The following is a 19234-nucleotide window of genomic DNA, read 5'->3' as shown; positions in this document are numbered from 1 at the left end:
TTCTCACCTTCCTATGACTAAGCCCTTGGAAAATGCTGCTTATAAACATCTGTCATCCTTTTTTTCGTGATATGTGTATAAATCTGTGTCGTAGAGATATCCGCGTGACCTAACAATTCTTGTACTGTCCGCAAATCTGCTCCGTTTTCTAGCAAGTGGGTGGCAAAGCTGTGCCGCAGCGTATGCGGCGTTACTTCTTTGTAAATCCCAGCCTCTCTTACTAGCTGTTTCAGATTTTTCCAGATTCCTTGCCGGGAAAGACCTTTTCCGTGATTATTGACAAATACATGCATTTCAGATGCGTCCTTTACAAGTAACGGACGTGCTTCGTCTAAGTAGCGTTCCAGCCATTGGATCGCATAATCACCTAAAGGAATAATCCGCTCTTTATCTCCTTTACCGACTGTCTGTACCAGCCCAAGAGAAAGATGAAGATCTCCCAATTTCAATCCAATCAATTCACTGACGCGCATCCCAGTAGCATACATGACTTCTAAGATTGCACGATCTCTTATCCCTAACGTTTTTGTCGTATCAGGTGCTTCAATCAGCTTTTCTACTTCTGCCAGCGTCAATGTACTTGGTAATTTCTGCGCTTTCTTTGGCGTATCGATATGCTGCATTGGATCATGATCCGTAACACGCTCTTGTCGTAAAAACTGATGGAATCTTCTGAGGCTTGAGATCATCCGCGTAACGGTTGCTGTCGCTTTTTTTTCTTCATGCAGTTTTTCCAGAAAACGGATGACTAAAAAACGATCGACATCTTGCCATGAAGCAACTTTCTGCTCTTCTAGAAAATGCAAGTATTGTTCCAAATCACGTTCATAGCTTTGACGTGTATTGGCGGATAATCCCCGTTCAATATTCAAGTAGTGGAGATAATCGTTGATTTGCTCTTTCATAATAATCCCCCTCATGCCTCTCTATCATATCAGATACCGCTTCATTCTGATAGTCTTTTTCCATAATCTGAGCAAAGAAAAAGCCGTCTAGACACTCAGACGGACTGGTTTCTTTTTTCTTTTTCATAACATTCCTGACAGATTCCATGGAACGTCAGCCGATGATCTTTTACTAAAAAATGATAACGTTCTTCTACTACTTGCTCCACTTCAAGTAAAAGATCCTCTTCTACTTCCTCGATCGTGCCGCAGTTCAAGCATAGTAAATGATGATGGAAATGTTTGGCGCCTTCTTTTCTCAAATCATAACGGGCTAATCCATCATTAAAACTTACTTTATCGACAATTTTTAATTCTGTCAAGATTTCAAGGGTTCTATAAACAGTAGCAAGTCCAATTTCTGGACTCTTTTTTTTCACTAAAAAGAAGATCTCTTCTGCAGACAAATGCTCTTTCTCATTCTCCAAAAGCACAAGCAGGGTAGCTTCTCTTTGCGGTGTCAGCTTGAACCCCGATTCATGTAGCTGCTGTTTTGTTTTTTTCATCGCCGAAATAGCATTCATGACCATTTACTCAACCCCAACAATTTATAATAATTACAATTTAGAAAAACAATAGCACTGTGTTAATTAAAATTATTATAAGCTAGTTAAGAAAAACATGCAAGGGATTCTCAATTAGATTTTTTGACTAATTTTGTCACACCATTTTCTTGTTTAATCAGTCCTTGTTTCAAAAGATTGCCTAATGCTCGCTTAAAAGCACCTTTGCTGATGCCGAAAGCTTTCATGATGTCTTCTGGATCTGATTTATCTGTAAAGTTGATTTGCTGATCTGCAGAACGTTCTAAAATGGTTAAAATCATTTGTGCATCATCTGATATTGCTTCATACGCTCTTGGTTTCAATGAAAGATTCAGTACACCATCTGGTCGGACACCGATCACACGCCCTTTTACCTGCTCGCCTAGTCGAGGTTCGTTATATCGTTCAGAAGGATGGATAAACCCAAGATAGAAATCTTCAGTCAAAACATATGTACCTGTTAATTTCAAACGGTAGGCTGTTCCTATCACATCTTTGTTTTTCATTTCTTCTGTTCCATACTTGCTTAAAGATTTGAATATTTTTTCGTCTGCTAAGCTCCCCCAAACACGGTCCTTTGCGTCAACTCTAAGGGAAATCATCAAACGATCTCCCTTTTTAGGCCACAGCTCTGTCATGGTCGGTAATTCATCAAGAGATACGACAAAGTCTTTATCTGGAAGACCGATATCGACAAATGCCCCTAAATCCTTTCGTGTAGCAGTAACGATTCCAAATGCATAGTGACCGATGCGACTTTTTGGAATTTGTGTAGTGATCCGGTTTTCATGTTTTTGATTTTGGTAGCCGAATCCTTCCACTGCCTCACCGATTTTGTGCTCGCCCTCTGATTTGCTTAAGCCAAAGGTTTGCCCATTTTTTTGGACAAAGTAATTTTTTTCATTTTCATCAATAATAATACCTGTAAATATAGTTGCTAATAAATCGTTCATTTTTTTCTCCCTCTATAGTGAAAGGTTTTCTTAATACATTTCTTTGCTATCATAACATAATGTTATCTACTTGAATAGCTGAGCCTTGCTTTGGAAAGGTGAAAAAAGGAGTATGACGACAGTTGTGTCATACTCCCCTTTTTCGAATAAACGATGTTCACCTGCCAACTCTTCGGTTTCAAGTCACACTATTCATCAAACATGAGAAGCTGTTTTTTGAAATTGTTCCTTGTGACTCAGAGTGAAACGGCAGGCTCACAACCTCTTTCGTTTAGCTAAAACTAATTGCTCCCATTTCCTCCGAACCACCCAGTTTTACAGTTGATCGTTACGATATAAAATGGCAACGCACTTTCTCCAATGCCTTTCATCAATGCAGATTTTGTTGAAGTGGCATATAGATTGTAATAGCCTTCCCCATTTTCGATTCTGGCTTTTTCTAATCTGTATCCTCCTTCAACGATATATCCACGTTGGATACATGTAGCAATCACTTTGCTTTGGACACCTGGTGCCCACGTCCATGCTGGATTAGATGCATCGGCAATATCACTTGCTCTGGCAGATTTGATTGGCTGATTTGCTGAGTTTGAAGAGGACGGGGTCGAGGATGCCGCTTCTTGCTGTGCTGCTTGTGCGACCGCAGCTTGTTGAGCGGCTTGAGCTGCAGCTGCTGCTTGAGCGGCTTGTTTTGCTTGTTCTTCAGCTGCTTTTTTCGCTTCTTCTGCTTTTTTCTTTTCCTCTTCTTCTTTTTTCTCTTTATCAGTGAGCATCTTATCTACTTGTTTCAATTGTTCATTCAACTGAGCAGATAGATCTGTATTTTTCACCTTTTCTACTGCTTCTTTTGCCGTCTTGTATTGGTCGCGTGTCGCTGAACCCACTACTTTTCCGTCTTTAAAGACTATAGCTGTTTTTTCTTTAGCTGTTTGCAATTCAGCATATTGATTTTTAGCTTCTGTTTGTGCTTGTTGAATCAATTTTCCAAAATCTGTGTTATCCGTTTCGATCGTTTGTATCTCTTTATCTGCTTTCAACTTGATGTCATCTGCTAGATGATCATCGACGATCACAGGAGCTACGAACCATTCATTCACTTTCTGGATATCTTGGATCTTAGATTGGATATCTTGATAAGTTGTTTCTAACTCTGAATATCCTTTTTCATTCTTAAGACTTGATAAATCATTTTTTAGTTTCGATAGATCTTGATGAATCATATCTGCACGAATAAATTGATGGTGATCATCTGTATAAAAGGCAGCAAGTTTCCCGTGAAGGTCTTCCATTTGTCGCTGTCTTTTTGCTTCTGCTGCTACTTCGGCTTCTACTTTTTGATGATGGTCATAATAAGCCCAGCCTCCCCCACCTAGTAGAAGAACTGCTGCTAAAGCGAGATAAGGCACTTTTTTTGATTTTTTCTTTTGTGTCTTATCTAGATCTTTTTTTTCTAGGTTTGATTCTTGAGGCGTTTTTACAGTATTTGGCACGATTGTTGTTGGTTCTGTTTCTGCTTCAATCAGCTCAGGCTGGTTCTCTTCTTTTTCTATTTTAGCTTCAAGAACAGTGCTATCTTCACTTGCAGATTGACTTTCAGCATCGGCTTCATTATTTATACTATCTGACTCTGTTGATTTCTTGTCTGCTTTTTCGAGCATTTCTTTTTTCTCTGCTTCCGGCAACCCATTCGATTTCTCGTCTTCTGATTGTTTTTCAGACAATGTTTCAGTTTTTTCCGGGACATCCGTTTTTAGATCATTCGTTTTTACTGATTCTTTACCTGCAGCGTTTACTCTACTAATGTCTTTTTCAGCTTCATGTTCTGGTTCTACTTTGTTTTCCTGTGCAATTTTTTCACTGATCATTTTGAGCAGCTCTTCCGCGTGCTCTTCCTTTGTATCTTCACGATGTGCTTTGATATAGGCGGATAGTATCGAATTTTCTTCCTCATTCTCGACGATTTCTTTTAGTTCAGCTACTCTTCTTTTTTGTTTTGATTCAAGGGTTTCCTCTTGATTCTTTCCTGATTTTTCCAAAGTCTCATGAACAGTCACTTTCTTCTGTTCCATTTTTTCTTTATTGGCTACTTTATCGTGAGTAGATGATACATCGTCTTCTGGTTCTGTTTTTTCGAATAATTCCATCACAGATTCGAGAGGTAGATCTTTCAATTCCGACCATTCGATTGGATCGTTTAATTCTGTATCAGGAAAGACTGCGTCTTCAGTTGATTTATCCTGCATAGTTTCATCTGCATTTATTTCTTCGATTGTTTCTTTTGTTTGCTGATCTTCTGCAGTTAGTTGATGACCGCAGTCTGGACAGATATTGTTCTCATCCATTTTTTTCGATCCGCAATTTGGACATTTTTTCATCACTTAGCGATCGGCTCCTTTACTAGGTTTACGCTACCATTTAATCTATCATATTCTATACGTCACGCCAATAGCTTATTTTTAGGATTTACTTAAAAATAATGAATAAATTTTTTCCCTATAGAAAAAAAAGCTTGAGACCGCGTAGTCCCAAGCTTTTTTTCTTTTAAAATAAACCAAACCATTTTACTGATTTCTCTTCTGATCAATAGTTCATGCTTATTCTAAGAAGTCTTTTAATTGTTTTGAACGAGAAGGATGGCGTAATTTTCTCAACGCTTTAGCCTCGATCTGACGAATACGTTCCCGAGTAACACCAAATACTTTTCCTACTTCTTCCAGTGTTCTCGTACGTCCATCGTCTAGGCCAAAACGTAAGCGAAGGACATTCTCTTCCCGATCAGTCAATGTATCTAGTACATCTTCCAATTGTTCTTTTAGTAGTTCATATGCTGCGTGTTCTGCTGGACTTGTTGCTTCTTGGTCTTCGATGAAATCACCTAAATGAGAATCATCTTCTTCACCGATTGGCGTTTCAAGAGAAACAGGTTCCTGCGCGATTTTCAAGATTTCGCGGACTTTTTCTGTCGGAAGGTCCATTTCTGCACCGATTTCTTCCGGCGTAGGTTCTCTTCCTAGGTCTTGCAACAATTGACGCTGGATACGAATCAATTTATTGATTGTTTCTACCATGTGAACTGGAATACGGATCGTACGTGCTTGGTCGGCGATTGCACGAGTAATTGCTTGACGAATCCACCATGTAGCATAAGTAGAAAACTTGAACCCTTTGCGATAGTCAAATTTTTCAACTGCCTTCATCAGCCCCATATTTCCTTCTTGGATCAAGTCAAGGAACTGCATGCCTCGCCCTACATAACGTTTAGCGATACTTACTACTAAACGAAGGTTTGCTTCTGCTAAACGCTGTTTTGCTTCTTGGTCGCCTTCTTCGATTTTCAATGCTAACGCTACTTCTTCTTCCGCAGTTAAAAGGGAGACACGGCCAATTTCTTTCAGATACATACGAACCGGGTCATTGATTTTTACACCGGTTGGCGCAGATAGATCTTCTGTTTTTGCCTGTTCAGCTTTTTTCTCAGCACTTTTCAAGCTGTGAATTGATGGATCACCATTTTCATCCACCACACTGATACCTGCGTCTTCAATCTTTTGGATCAATTTGTCCATTTCATCTGCATTCAAAGTGAATGGTGTAGCAAGCTGATTGGATAAATCATCATATACAACTTGTCGTTTGGGTTTGTTTTCTTTGATGAAAGCTGCTACTGCTGCTTCATACTTTTTTTTATCTGTTCCATTTGCCATAAAAGAAGGCCCCCTTGAGTAGCTATTTGGCTTGTTTTAACTGTTTCGTTAAATTGATGATTTCGATCGTCAATTCAAGCTCAAGCTGTTTGTTCCCAGTACGTCTGGCTTCTTGCTGCATTTGTTTTTTTAATGTTATTTCATCAGCTAAGCCAGATTTGCTGATCACATCTAGCAAGTCTTGGATTTCCCGTGGCGAACTTTCTTCTGCCACCGGTAAATATTCGATCTCCACCACCAACCGCCTTAAATTTTCATCTTGCAAAAAGTCTAAAAACTCTGCAAGGTTGAATTCATAATGTTGTGAGACATATGCATCGAATAAAAAATAAACTTCTGCGTATGCGTCGTGGATAAACTGAAATTCTCGTTCTTTTAAAATATTGCGGACAGAAACTTCTTTAAATGCGCGGTACAACAGAATCTGCTCTGCCTTTTCTACCTGCGTCAACGGTCTCTTCTTCCGTGCAGTTTCTTGTCTCTTGGTCTGCGTATGCTGGTTTTCCTGAGGTTCTTGACGATTTTGCTGATTTGTTCTTCGGAGCTCACGCAATTGTTTTTGTATCGTCTCTCTGCTGACCCGAAACTCTGTGGACAGCTGCGATAAATACATATCTTGTTCAATTGGTGAAACGACTCGGCTAAGTTCAACTAATAATTCTTCAAGGTACTCGATTTTGTCTTTTTCATTTTCTAAATTTTTCCCTTGTTTCAAATAACGTGATTTAAAAGTAAAAACTGTTTCACGCCCATGAGCCACTAATTCTTGAAAAGATGCTTCCCCATACTTACGGAGATATTCATCAGGATCAAGCTTTTCTGGAACGACTACGACCGAAAGTCCTAAACGACTATTTTGCCGAAGCAATTCAATCCCTCGATTGGTTGCTTCAAAACCTGCGTTATCTCCGTCATAACAAAAAACCAGTTCTTTCGTCAGTTTTTCCATTTGCTGGATCTGTTGTGCTGTCAGACTTGTTCCCATGGAAGCTAATCCAGTTTTGATACCAGCCTGCCATGCAGCAATCACATCCATAAAACCTTCGAACAACAAGACTTCTCCATTTTTTCGGATATCGCTTCTTGCTTTATCAAGATTAAATAACACTTGTCTTTTATTGAATAATTCTGTTTCCGGACTGTTCAAATATTTGGGCTGATCTTTTTCCTGCCCTTTTTCAGGTGCAAGCCAGCGTCCTGAAAACCCGATTGTCTGGCCTTGAGGATTACGAAGGGGAAACATCACCCTTTGGTAAAAACGGTCCGACATACGGCCATCATCATGTGCGACAAACAATCCAGAACGTTCTAACAATTCATTTGAGAATGATTCATTCTTGAAGACTTGCTGAAGAAACGAGCGTTCATTAGGTGCAAAGCCGATATTGAATTCTTCAATCAATTCTAAAGACAACCCACGACTTTGCAAATATTCTAAGGCTGGCTGTCCCGCTTTTGTATGCAACAGCATGTGATGATAGATTTCCGCTGCTTTTTCATGAGCAGCAATCAATTTTCCTGTAGCAGATTCAGGATTTTGTACAGCTAACGTTCGCTGACGCCATTGATCTTCCAACGGAATCTGTTCGAAATCTGCTACTTTTATCACTGCTTCTGGAAAACTCAGTCCTTCTAGTTCTTGAAGAAAAGTAAACACGTTTCCGCCCTTACCGCAACCAAAGCAATGAAAGATCTGCTTGTCTTCTGCAACAGAGAAGGATGGTGTGCGTTCTTCATGAAAAGGACACAGCCCTAAGTAGTTTTTACCAGACTTTTTCAATTGGACATATTGTCCAATCACCTCAACGATATTCGTTTGACTGCGTACCGTTTCGATAACTTCTTGAGGAATCCGTTGAGCCATTTTTCCACCCCCTGCTTTATTGATATCTTTTCGTTTTAACAAAAGATATTTCAGGAGAATAACCGGTAAAAAATCGCACTAACTGAAATCAGTGCGATTTTAAAGGACACAATTATACATGTTTGATTGTATCATATTTCAATTCTTTTTCAAGTATAACACATTTCTATTTAATTAAGCATCAATTTGCTACTCTTTTCAGTAGCTGATTTTGAATATCAGCCTTCCAGTACAATAATCGAAGGACAATATTTACGATCATGAACATAACGAAGTATCCTATGGTTTCTCCTAAACCTAAGTTTACTTCCAAAATTCCGTGGAACAGCATCGCAGCTACATATATCCCTACGATTGTTGTTACTGCTAAGAATATTCGCAACGGGTTGAAAGGATAACAAGCTTTTACAACTGCCATGCAGCTGATTCCAATTAGCAAGTAATACATCAACGTAGTGGTTTCACTACTTCCCCACGCGAACGTTTTTCCAAGTAGATACACTGCTATGATATTCACTACTACAAGCAAGGCATTCGGCAAAGCGTTGATAAGTGCAGTAGGCAAGTAACGGTAAGTGATTTTGCGTTTATCTTGTTCAAATGATAAAAAGAAGGAAGGATACCCTTCAATCGCCAAATCAATCAGCGTAATCTGGATAGGGATAAATGGAAATCCAATAGCTGTAACGGCACAGATAATCGATAAAATAAAAGAATAAATCGTTTTGATGAAAAAGATACCGGAGACTTTCGTCACATTGTTGACTACTCGACGTCCTTCAAACAGGACTTCTGGCAATGTCGTAAAATCAGAGTCCAACAATACTAGATTAGCAATTTGACGTGTCGCTCCGTCACCTTCTGCCATGGCGATACTGCAATCTGCTTCTCTTAATGCCAAAACATCATTCACGCCGTCACCTGTCATCGCAACCGTTCTGCCGCTATCTTTTAATTCATTTACCAGTAACTTCTTTTGCTGAGGACTCACTCGACCAAAAACGGTATATTGATGCGCGGCTTCTCGCACGTCCGATTCTTCAGTAATCTGAGAAAGGTCGATATACGCATCATAATTCGGTAATCCTGCACGTCTAGCAATATTGGAGACAGTAAATGGATTATCTCCAGAGATTACTTTCAGGTCAACGCCTTCCTCATGAAGATAAGCTAGTGTTTCTGGCGCATTTTTTCGGATTGGATCATCGATTTCAAACAGAGCAACTGGCTCAACAAACGCGGGGGTTTCTTCGTTTAATTGCTGATTTGGAGCAATCCCCAACATAAGGACGCGATAGCCATTCGCTTGAGCTGTTTTTAGACTATCTGGCAGTCGATCTTCTTCCACCAAGCGTTCAGGTGCTCCTACGTATACGACTCCTAATTCTGGAAACTCCATCGCACCCCATTTGCGATCAGAAGAAAATGCGACTTTGTTTGTTACATCATAACGATTAGAAAGCTCAAAATACTCTCTCATCGTCCGCATGGTGATGTTGTTATCACTGCTTTCTGCAAGATACGTTCCCATAATTTCTGGAATAGCTTTTTCATACAGCGGATGTAATGCTTCTACACGCTGGATACTCATTTTCCCTTCAGTAATGGTTCCTGTTTTATCCAAACATAATGTATCGACGTGAGCAAGTGTTTCAATGGAATACATGTCTTGAACAAGAATCCGTTTTTTTGCCAGTTTTGTTACACCTGTCGTTAACGCAATACTTATCAACAATACTAATCCCTTTGGAAGCATCCCTAACAAAGCTGCTGCAGAGGCAATAACTGAAATCTTGATAGAAGCATCGCGAATGAACAGTGCCTCCAAAAATAGTATGATCCCTAAAGGAATAATCACGAAACTAGTGAACTTGGATACTTTACGAATCGAATCTACAAGTTCAGAATGAATAGCTTTGTGGGTTTTTGCCTCGCTAGTCAAGCGGACAGCATAATTATCTGCCCCTACTCGGATGACTTCAGCCATGACAGAACCACTTGTCAAAAAGCTCCCAGAAAGCAATTCAGCTCCAGCTTCTTTGACAATCAAGTCAGATTCACCTGTCAAAAGAGCTTCATTTGCTTCTGCCCGTCCTGATATGACCTGCAAATCGGCTGGTATCTGTTCTCCAGCTCCGATCTTTACCAAATCTCCTAATACCAGCTCTTTAGTAGAAATCGATTGTTCTTTACCGTCCCGAATCACTAGTACTTCTGATTGGGAAACAATCGATAATTTTCGTACAAGATTTCTTGCATGTATTTCTTGATAAATTCCAATAACGATATTTACGATAATAATTGCTAAATACGCCATGTTGGAATAAGCACCTACAAATAACAGACAAATTCCGATACCGAAGTTCAGAAAATTGAATAACGTCAATATATTATCGCTGAATATTTGCTTTGTACTTTTTGATGCATCTTCCTGGTAGTCATTTTGCTGGCCAGAAGCCATTTTCTGAACTACTTCTTGCTGTGTAAGTCCATTCATTTTCTTTTTCTCCATTTTCCGCCAACTTTCAAAAATAATCACGTGTTTAAGTCTAGCGTGTTCCAAGATTAAAAACAACTTGTTTTTATAAAATTTATAGAAAAACACACGAATGATTCTTACGAAAAAGATGCTGACCTTTTTTGTATGAATCACCCGTGTGTTGTTTTTTATTATCGAACTATCTTTACTTATATTGTTCTTCCAAACGGCTCATCCACCATCCTAGTGCTGTACCAGCTACAAAAAGAACAGGACAAGCTAGCACTCCAGCGACTCCCAATCCCGCGTAATCAGTAGGGATGATCATAATCGTTGAAGCAAAAACGACGCCTAAAATAAAATGGAATAGCTTACTGTATGCCTTTGAGAAAATATAATCCATGATTTTTGACAGGCCAAGGACACAAAGAACCCCACCAATTCCAATCGGCAAGATGACTTCAAACCGAACTTCTTTAAATCCGTCAGCCATCGCTTTGTACAATCCCATATATACCAAAAAATTAGAAGGACTCAATCCTGGGACAATCATACCTAAACCAATCAATCCGCCGGCGATCAGCCAAGTCCCAAAATTCTGATCGACTTGTCCATCAAATAATCGAGCACCGTATAATAAAAACAAATAAGCCAGAACAAAAGTAACAACCATGATGATTACATCAGAAGTATCTCGTCCTTTTTTTCCTGCTTCTTTCCATAACGCAGGAACAGTTCCGACGATACACCCAACAAAAAACCACAATATTGTTGTTTCATACGCCCCTAATAAAAAACTGACTAAAAAAGAAAGTAAAAAGATGCCTGTCACTCCGCCTAGACCAACAGGCAGGAAAAACAAAACATTTTCTTTGAAATTTTTTGTGATATGGGCTAGAAAAGAAATCAGTCGCTCATACATGCCAAAAACAGCTGCTAATGCACCCCCACTGACCCCCGGCAAGATAAATCCTGAACCGATAAACATTCCCTTCACAAACCGCAACATCCAATCTTTGGTTGTGTACCCCACTTTTTGATTTTCCATTTTTTGCCTTTTTTCCACTATTTGCGCACTCCTTCTTTCAGCTCATTTTATTATGTTTGGATATTTCCTATTCGTTTATTTAAAGACTTTTTCGTAAGTCTCTATTATTTTTTCATTCATTTTGACAATATCAGGATAAAACATATTACCTCCATTATGATAGAGATAGCCGCCGTTGTAAAGCAAGGACTGGATCCGCCAATAGCGGTACTGTTTTCCTTCTTCATTTCCTAAAAGTGGGCTCAACACATCTTTAGAATACGCTTCTGCTAGTTCTACTGTGTTTTCTCCGCCATGATTTTTTACGTAGGCAATATAATCTTTCCCAAAATTATACGCTTGGACAGCAGTCCACAGATCACATCCTTGTTTTTTTGCTTCCATTATCATCTCCGCCAAATATTTGACCCCTTGATAAATACTGTCAGCTGGATTATCAATGACATCGGCTTCTCCATGCAAACTCTCTGAACTCTGCATGAGATCTGTGCCTTTTCCTTTTGATTCGGTCAAGATTATTGCCTTGATCAATTTTTCGTATGCTTCCATATGATAATTTTTTGCAGCTGTCGTTATTTCTATTTGATAGCTTTCCACCCGTTTTACCGAGCGATAAGTTCTTCCTCCTAAAAACAACACCGCACCAATGACCGTTAGAATGATCATGTAAAAAAGAATACGGATAATAGATAATCGTTTTCGCTTCATTTCATCACCTAGTTATTTTGACATCTTTTTTATCTTACTATTTCTTTATCTTCTTGGCTATTTCTTCCTTAAATTCTGTGTACACCTTAAGAAAAAATGAATTTTCCTGTGTTTTTTATCATCTTACGAAAATGATCGTTGTTTTTCAGTAAAAACAATTGCCCAATGACTGTTATAATCGTTATACTTTACACAGTAGGTGATTATGTGAAAAAAGAAAAGAAATATGCAAAAATGTCAGACGGGAGCAAAATTTATTATGAAAAGAGTGGTCAAGGCTTCCCACTCTTTTTACTGCATGGCAATGATGGTAGCGGCCGCTTTTTTTCAGAACAGGTTCCCGTACTTGAACGCTACTATACCGTTTATCTAGTAGACAGCAGAGGACATGGCCGTTCAACAAATGAAGCATCTATATTGAATTTTCATTTGATGGCTGAGGATCTGAATACGATTATGTTGCTAGAAAAAATCAATCAGGCAGATTTTCTTGGATTTAGTGATGGCGCAAATTTGGCATTGGTATTTGCTAGCAGCTTTCCTCAAAAAGTTCATCGACTGATTTTAAATTCTGGAAACACGCTAGTTAAAGGTGTTCGTTTTTCTGCCAGAGTCATCAGCAATTTTCATTATGCATGGGTATGGTTGCTCTCTTTATTTCGCCCAAGCCTTCGCAAAAATCTGTTAGTTATTAAACTATTGCTACATGATATCGGCCTTACAGAAAATGATTTAAAAAAAATCAACTCCCCAACATTAATTATTGTAGGAAAAAAAGATGTAATCAAGCTGAAACATTCTCTGTATATAGCTAAAACTATACCAAAAGCTTCTTTTGTACTTGTAAAAGAACAAGGACATGAATTAGCTAGAAAAGATCCTGAACGCTTCAACCGAGAAGTTCTTCAATTTCTTTCTGAAACATAATTATTAGGAATAGAAGGTGATTTATTTGTTAAAAACTACCATACAATGGCTGAAAAACCATCTAGGACTGTTCAAAACAATCTTTTTGATTTCTGTCATTGTCATTATTGTCGGTGAATTGATGTCCATCGGTAAAACTCTATCTATCCAGCAATTAGGAGAAACGTTTGCCACTATACCTATTTGGAAAAGCGGACTTATGCTGTTGATTGGTCTTGTCTCTGTGTTACCTATGATTGGTTATGATATTATTTTGAATCGGATGCTTGAACAAAAGCAGAATCCTCGTTACTTGTTTGAGACAAGCTGGCTGATCAATACAATCAACAATATTGCCGGTTTCGGCGGGTTTGTTAGTGTGGGGCTTCGCTCTGAACTATATGGACAAAAGAAAGAGAGCAGAAACGTGATCCAAGCATTATCGAAAGTTTTCTTGTTTTTGATGGCTGGACTTTCTATTTACAGTCTGCTTTCTTTTTTACTTGTAGTCTTCACACCAGTCGCTCCTTTCTTGAAGCAATATTGGATATGGCTGATTGGCGGTGGTCTGTATTTTCCTGTTGTCTTTTTATTCACTACTTTCAAAAAGAAAGGATTCCTTGGTGGTACCTCACTTAAAACGCAAGGACAGCTCTTGCTTGTTTCATTATTGGAATGGTCTGGTGTCCTGTTCAGTTTCCTTTCTGTTGGTTACCTAATGGAAATCCGAATCGATCTGTGGCAAACGATTCCGTTATTCATTGCTGCTTCAGTGATAGGGATCGTGTCTATGATTCCTGGCGAGATCGGCAGTTTCGATGTGATGATGATTATCGGATTATCTGCTATTGGTGTGCCAAGAGAAACAGTCGTTGTGTGGATCTTGCTTTATCGTCTGTTCTACTACATCATTCCGTTTTTGATTGGAATCGTCTTTTTCTTCAAAAATATCGGTTCCACTTTTGATCAGCGTTATTCAGGTATCCCTAAGCAGTTAGCAACAGAAATCGCGCATAAAATCGTGGTTGTACTTTTATACTTTTCTGGAATCATGTTGGTACTTTCTGCCACTATTCCGCAAGCTTTTACAGAGTTTCGCTGGCTTCATAGTTTGAACCCATTGAAATTCCACTTTATTATCCAGTTTCCTAGTATATTATTAGGATTTCTTTTGATTGTTATGGGGAGAGGGATCGCTGCACGCGTAAAACGAGCCTATCTGCCTACAATTTTCTTGATCGCACTCGCTTTATTTTATGTTTTATTAAGCGATTTTAGCTTCACACCGGTGATTTTCTTGTCTATTCTGTTTCTGATCATTCTTGCGTCCAAAAACGAACTGTTTCGGGAACAACTCATCTATTCGTGGGAATGGCGTACGATCGACGGAATCATTATCGGTGCATTGACATTGCTTTATATTGTTATTGGTGTATACAATCTGCCTGATTTTCCACATCGGCGTCACCATTTTATTTCCTTTTTCTTATTCCCTTCTGAAAAGATTTGGTTTTCAGGGTTGTTGGCCATTATCGCCGTTAGTTTCATGATCGTTCTATTTGTCCATTTTCTTCAAGGAGAAAAGAAACAGATTGGCGAAGCCTTTAATGAAGAAAAGGCACTGAAGATCCTCACAACTTATGGAGGAAACTCCGACAGTCAATTGATCTTCTTAAAAGACAAGCGGATGTTTGTCTACGAAAAAGACGGTGAACCAACTGTGCTTCTCCAATTCGCTTGCTTCAATAATAAATGCGTCGTAATGGGCGATCCTTCTGGTAAGAAAGAAGATTTTCCAGAAGCAATTGAAGCTTTCATCGAAGAGACAGACCGATTATGTTATTTACCTGTTTTCTACGAAACAAGCGAAGAGATCGTTATGATTTTGCATGAATTCGGCTATGACTTCATTAAAATGGGGGAAGAAGCTTATGTAGACCTGAATAGTTTTACAACATCAGGGAAAAAAATGAAGGGCACTCGGGCTGTCTTGAACCGAATTGAACGAGAAGGATTTACATTTGATGTCTTACAACCGCCATTTTCTGCTGAGCAAATGAGTATTTTCAAAAATATTTCTGATAATTGGTTGGGTTCACGAAAAGAAAAAGGTTTTTCTTTAGGCTTTTTCTCTGAAGATTATTTACAAAGAGCGCCTATTGCTGTAGTCAAAAATACTCAAGAAGAAATTGTCGCTTTTGCGACGATCATGCCTACTTACACGAACAACAAAGTAGGAACGATCGATTTGATGCGATATGATCCCAAAAAAGCACCTTCCGGCAGTATGGATTTCTTGTTCCTGCATTTGTTTGCTTATATGAAAGAAGAACATATCCAATGGTTCAATTTAGGGATGGCCCCTCTTTCAAATGTTGGTACTTCCAGAAAGAGTTTTTTACAGGAAAGAATTGCTTACTTGGTTTACGAGTTTGGCTCTCATTTTTATTCTTTCCATGGATTAAGAGAATACAAAAGCAAGTACGCTACGAACTGGGTCTCACGCTACACCCTATATTCGCGAGATAGTTGGATTGCATACGTTATGATTGCCTTGCTGATTATTGATAATGCGCCAGTTGAGCAGACACAAGGTCGAATAAGTGGTTTGAAAAAATGGATACGAAGAAAGTACTAAAAACTGCGTATTGTAAGGAAACACTCACAGTATAAATAAAAGAGACTGAACCAAAGCGTGAGGTACGGCTCCTACCCTCTCTTATTGTACAATTGTAGAACAAAAAAAGCGATCAAAACAGGATTTCTGTTTTGACCGCTTTTTCATTTTAAACATTTTTCATTGCCAAAATATTCGAGTCGCGTTTCTTATGCTTCGATTTCTGTAACGATACCTGAACCTACTGTACGGCCACCTTCACGAATCGAGAAGGTCGTTCCGTTTTCAACAGCGATTGGGTGGATCAACTCAACATCAATCGTCACATTGTCACCAGGCATGACCATTTCTGTATCTTCTGGTAACGTGATTGTTCCAGTAACGTCAGTTGTACGGAAGTAGAATTGTGGGCGGTAGTTGTTAAAGAATGGTGTATGACGTCCACCTTCTTCTTTGGTCAACACGTACACTTCAGCTTTGAATTTTGTATGTGGAGTAATGGAACCTGGTTTAGCAAGTACTTGTCCACGTTCGATATCGTCCCGTTGGATACCACGTAACAGTACGCCGACGTTATCTCCAGCTTCCCCGTAATCTAACGTTTTACGGAACATTTCTACACCTGTGACAACTGCTTTTTGTGTTTCAGGTTTGATCCCTACGATCTCTACTTCATCACCGACACGAACAGCACCGCGGTCAATACGACCTGAGGCAACAGTTCCTCGTCCTGTAATGGAGAAAACATCTTCCACTGGTAATAGTAATGGTTTATCTGTATCACGTTCTGGCGTTGGGATATATTCATCCACTGTATCCATCAGTTCCATAATAGCAGCTTCAGCATCGGGATCGCCTTGCAATGCTTTTAATGCGGAACCTTTGATCACAGGAGTGTCATCGCCTGGGAAACCATATTCGCTCAATAACTCGCGAACTTCCATTTCTACCAAATCAATCAATTCTTCATCATCGACTAAATCTACTTTGTTCAAGAAAACAATTAGGTATTTTACACCAACTTGACGTGACAACAAAATGTGTTCACGTGTTTGAGGCATCGGACCATCAGTTGCAGAAACGACTAAGATGGCACCATCCATTTGGGCTGCCCCTGTAATCATGTTTTTCACATAGTCCGCGTGTCCTGGTGCATCGATATGCGCATAGTGGCGTTTTTCTGTTTCATATTCTACGTGTGCGGTATTGATCGTAATTCCACGTTCACGTTCTTCTGGAGCTGCATCAATACTAGCATAGTCTTGAGGATTTGCTAGGCCTTTTTTGCCTAATACTGTAGTGATCGCAGCAGTTAAAGTAGTTTTCCCATGGTCAACGTGTCCAATTGTACCAATGTTAACGTGTGGTTTACTTCTGTCGTAATGTTCTTTTGCCATAATTTACAAACCTCCTAAATAATATAGATCACTGAAGGATTTCAGCTCTCACTTTTTTATTATAGTCTTTTTTTGAATAAATCAAAAAGAATACGTCCGGCTTACTTTTTGTAAGATTCGAACTAAGCTTATTACACGTCAAAATTGGTCAAAGTCAACTAAGAGCACTCGCCTATCTTACACACGAAAAAAGTACCTTTTATAAATAAAAAATTGTGTTTTTTGAGAAAAGCTTCAAGCTAGTCCTTACCTTTCTTTTGAAGCAATAAGAACAAAATGAGGAAAAGTTTAAAATTCAGCTGTCGCCAACAACTTTCAATAGACGAAATCTTCTATTTCGTTAATAATAAGAGGAGAGGTGAAGTACATGAAAAAATTAATTGGCGTACTTGTCGTTTTAGGCATCTTTCTCGGCGGAAGTTTTGCAGCTTATCATTATTTTTACGGCGGTGAAGCCTATTATACAAAAATCACGACGAATGGCGAAATATCAGCTATCCAAGCAGATAACGGAGAGAAATTCACGACTTATACCTACAAGCAAGCGGCTTATAATAAAGATGGAGAAAAAAAACAAGTGACGCTTCGCGAAAAAAGAGAACATCCATTAAAGATGAATGCGTATCTTAAACTCAAAGTCAATCCTCGTAAAGGTGTATTAAGCTGGGAAGAAATAAAAGCTTCTGAAGTCCCTAAAAATGCGGCAGAAAAAATCGATCAATAATCGATGGTCTTAAAATTTTATTAGATAAAAAGAGGCTGGGACAGAAGCGTTTATACGTTTTTAGAGCGTGAGACAAAAGTGTTCTTTACTTTTGTCTCACGCTCTTTTTTTGTTATATTCGTCCTTTCAGATCCTTCTCATGGACCATTCATTCAACTAAACATCGGTAGTTGAACATCTAATGTTCCAGTCACTTTTATAAACGATTTAATACTTCATCCACATTTTTGATCATCACAGATATCGTACCATCTGGATTATTCACAAATTCAATCAAATCTGGGTTGCGATATACATCGACTGGTACAATCAGTTCGATTCCGTTTGATAATTTAAATTTTTGTTTTCCAAATTTTTTCTCAGAAATTTCTTGTACTTCTTTTACAGGAGGTGCTTCTGGGACAAACCCTTGTTCCTGTACTTCTTCTTTAAAAGCCAGTTTTGCCGTAATGTTTTCCTTGAAGACTTTTTCTGCGATCATCTCATGATCCAACCGTCCTTTTTCTTCTATCGTGTCATAGACAGCTTCTTTTAAATCAGCCATGATATCAAATTCTTCTGTCTCGAATTTTTTTCCAAGATGCTTGGCTACTTTTTGGATCACTTTTACATTTTCTTCTAAAGAAGGTGCAGGAACACTTTCGATCACTCTTCCAGAAAAATAAAGCTCTTTTTTACCGGAAAACTCATATTTTTTTTCAATCAATTCATAGGTCCAATCGGACAAGTTCACCGCGAAGGCTTCATCTGCTTTTTGTGTTTTCGCGCCTAGTATTGCTCGGTTCAAAATCAAACGGTTGTCAATTCCTACTTCGTCTGCTTCAACAAAATGCGTATAAGCCTCACGATAATTGACTTTCAATAAAGATAAGTACATCACTGTATCTAATTCATACAAAACGACAAATACATCTGCACTTGGCGCCTCTTCACTTTCTTGGTAAATATCGAACCATCGCTGAACGATTGCTTCACTTGCTTCCACAAAATTTTCTTGAGCGATTTTAAGTGATTCAACGATCATGCTTTCTTCTGCCAATTGTCCAGTTTTCGTTTGGGCAGAAGAGATTTTTTGGATTTTCTTTTGAAGAAAATCACGAATATATTCTTTTGTCAGATCCAGCTCTTTTTGCGAAAAGACCGGCGAACCCGTCTCTCTGTCAATAATATGCAGGATTGCTTTTTTTAAATAGATATCCATTTCCTCATTCCCTTCTGTCTTAGTTTACGGAAAAAAAATCAAAAATACCAGAATCAAAATCATTTTCTTTTAAACAAAAATTTCAATAGTAGAAACAAAATGGATTCTTTTTTTTGGAAAATGCGCTAAACTTATAGATGAACG

General features: G+C 38.7%; 14 protein-coding genes. 3 read left to right on the top strand and 11 right to left on the bottom strand.

Features of this window, described 5'->3' with window-relative positions; genetic code table 11:
• Positions 1-17: 17 nt before the first annotated feature.
• From xerD to AB3I27_RS11425, 9 genes are all read right to left on the bottom strand, one after another.
• Positions 18-905, bottom strand: a complete 888-nt coding sequence (gene xerD / locus AB3I27_RS11465) for a site-specific tyrosine recombinase XerD (RefSeq protein WP_002309610.1) — start codon at positions 903-905, stop codon at positions 18-20.
• Between the two features lie 95 nt (positions 906-1000).
• Positions 1001-1474 (bottom strand): Fur family transcriptional regulator, encoded by a 474-nt coding sequence (locus AB3I27_RS11460; protein ID WP_002290152.1) that lies wholly within the window; start codon positions 1472-1474, stop codon positions 1001-1003.
• 104 nt (positions 1475-1578) lie between these two features.
• Positions 1579-2442: a virulence factor B family protein gene (locus AB3I27_RS11455; RefSeq protein ID WP_002290150.1), complete on the bottom strand. Its 864-nt coding sequence runs from the start codon at positions 2440-2442 to the stop codon at positions 1579-1581.
• Between the two features lie 281 nt (positions 2443-2723).
• On the bottom strand, positions 2724-4817 hold the full coding sequence (locus AB3I27_RS11450) for a cell division site-positioning protein MapZ family protein (RefSeq protein WP_235689547.1): 2094 nt from the start codon (positions 4815-4817) through the stop codon (positions 2724-2726).
• Between the two features lie 219 nt (positions 4818-5036).
• Entirely contained in the window at positions 5037-6146 is a 1110-nt protein-coding gene (rpoD, locus tag AB3I27_RS11445) for an RNA polymerase sigma factor RpoD (RefSeq protein WP_002290142.1), read from the bottom strand.
• 22 nt (positions 6147-6168) lie between these two features.
• Positions 6169-8010, bottom strand: coding sequence for a DNA primase (gene dnaG, locus AB3I27_RS11440; RefSeq protein ID WP_002320677.1), 1842 nt, complete (start codon positions 8008-8010; stop codon positions 6169-6171).
• Between the two features lie 181 nt (positions 8011-8191).
• Entirely contained in the window at positions 8192-10507 is a 2316-nt protein-coding gene (locus tag AB3I27_RS11435) for a cation-translocating P-type ATPase (RefSeq protein WP_181045989.1), read from the bottom strand.
• A 187-nt stretch (positions 10508-10694) separates the two neighbouring features.
• On the bottom strand, positions 10695-11555 hold the full coding sequence (locus AB3I27_RS11430) for a DUF368 domain-containing protein (protein WP_002309619.1): 861 nt from the start codon (positions 11553-11555) through the stop codon (positions 10695-10697).
• A gap of 57 nt (positions 11556-11612) precedes the next feature.
• Positions 11613-12245 carry a lysozyme family protein gene (locus AB3I27_RS11425; RefSeq protein WP_368022999.1) on the bottom strand — a complete coding sequence of 211 codons (633 nt, stop codon included), beginning with the start codon at positions 12243-12245 and terminating at the stop codon, positions 11613-11615.
• 165 nt (positions 12246-12410) lie between these two features.
• Here AB3I27_RS11425 and AB3I27_RS11420 point away from each other — a divergent pair, with 165 nt between their 5' ends.
• Together AB3I27_RS11420 and mprF are read left to right on the top strand one after the other, a co-directional pair.
• On the top strand, positions 12411-13172 hold the full coding sequence (locus AB3I27_RS11420) for an alpha/beta fold hydrolase (RefSeq protein ID WP_002313891.1): 762 nt from the start codon (positions 12411-12413) through the stop codon (positions 13170-13172).
• Positions 13173-13197: 25 nt separating this feature from the next.
• On the top strand, positions 13198-15789 hold the full coding sequence (mprF, locus tag AB3I27_RS11415) for a bifunctional lysylphosphatidylglycerol flippase/synthetase MprF (protein ID WP_002313892.1): 2592 nt from the start codon (positions 13198-13200) through the stop codon (positions 15787-15789).
• Positions 15790-15977: 188 nt separating this feature from the next.
• On the opposite strand, the gene tuf is transcribed toward mprF, so the two are convergent.
• Positions 15978-17165, bottom strand: coding sequence for an elongation factor Tu (gene tuf / locus AB3I27_RS11410; protein ID WP_002344123.1), 1188 nt, complete (start codon positions 17163-17165; stop codon positions 15978-15980).
• A gap of 367 nt (positions 17166-17532) precedes the next feature.
• Here tuf and AB3I27_RS11405 point away from each other — a divergent pair, with 367 nt between their 5' ends.
• Positions 17533-17889, top strand: coding sequence for a YxeA family protein (locus AB3I27_RS11405; RefSeq protein ID WP_002309624.1), 357 nt, complete (start codon positions 17533-17535; stop codon positions 17887-17889).
• 196 nt (positions 17890-18085) lie between these two features.
• Here the strand turns inward: AB3I27_RS11405 and AB3I27_RS11400 are convergent, their stop codons facing one another.
• On the bottom strand, positions 18086-19090 hold the full coding sequence (locus AB3I27_RS11400) for a nucleoid-associated protein (RefSeq protein WP_002290131.1): 1005 nt from the start codon (positions 19088-19090) through the stop codon (positions 18086-18088).
• Positions 19091-19234 lie beyond the last annotated feature (144 nt).

Origin of the sequence: Enterococcus sp. C46 (assembly GCF_040887565.1) — a bacterium.
Lineage (GTDB): Bacteria > Bacillota > Bacilli > Lactobacillales > Enterococcaceae > Enterococcus_B > Enterococcus_B lactis.
This window is presented reverse-complemented; position numbering and strand designations above follow the sequence as displayed.

What these genes read in the sequence shown, in the direction of transcription:
- AB3I27_RS11420 (WP_002313891.1), top strand. Translation starts at nt 12,411, where the DNA reads ATGACTGTTATAATCGTTATACTTTACACAGTAGGTGATTATGTGAAA.
- AB3I27_RS11460 (WP_002290152.1), bottom strand. Translation starts at nt 1,474, where the DNA reads ATGGTCATGAATGCTATTTCGGCGATGAAAAAAACAAAACAGCAGCTA.
- tuf (WP_002344123.1), bottom strand. Translation starts at nt 17,165, where the DNA reads ATGGCAAAAGAACATTACGACAGAAGTAAACCACACGTTAACATTGGT.
- AB3I27_RS11455 (WP_002290150.1), bottom strand. Translation starts at nt 2,442, where the DNA reads ATGAACGATTTATTAGCAACTATATTTACAGGTATTATTATTGATGAA.
- AB3I27_RS11450 (WP_235689547.1), bottom strand. Translation starts at nt 4,817, where the DNA reads ATGAAAAAATGTCCAAATTGCGGATCGAAAAAAATGGATGAGAACAAT.
- AB3I27_RS11400 (WP_002290131.1), bottom strand. Translation starts at nt 19,090, where the DNA reads ATGGATATCTATTTAAAAAAAGCAATCCTGCATATTATTGACAGAGAG.
- AB3I27_RS11425 (WP_368022999.1), bottom strand. Translation starts at nt 12,245, where the DNA reads ATGAAGCGAAAACGATTATCTATTATCCGTATTCTTTTTTACATGATC.
- dnaG (WP_002320677.1), bottom strand. Translation starts at nt 8,010, where the DNA reads ATGGCTCAACGGATTCCTCAAGAAGTTATCGAAACGGTACGCAGTCAA.
- rpoD (WP_002290142.1), bottom strand. Translation starts at nt 6,146, where the DNA reads ATGGCAAATGGAACAGATAAAAAAAAGTATGAAGCAGCAGTAGCAGCT.
- AB3I27_RS11405 (WP_002309624.1), top strand. Translation starts at nt 17,533, where the DNA reads ATGAAAAAATTAATTGGCGTACTTGTCGTTTTAGGCATCTTTCTCGGC.
- xerD (WP_002309610.1), bottom strand. Translation starts at nt 905, where the DNA reads ATGAAAGAGCAAATCAACGATTATCTCCACTACTTGAATATTGAACGG.
- AB3I27_RS11435 (WP_181045989.1), bottom strand. Translation starts at nt 10,507, where the DNA reads ATGAATGGACTTACACAGCAAGAAGTAGTTCAGAAAATGGCTTCTGGC.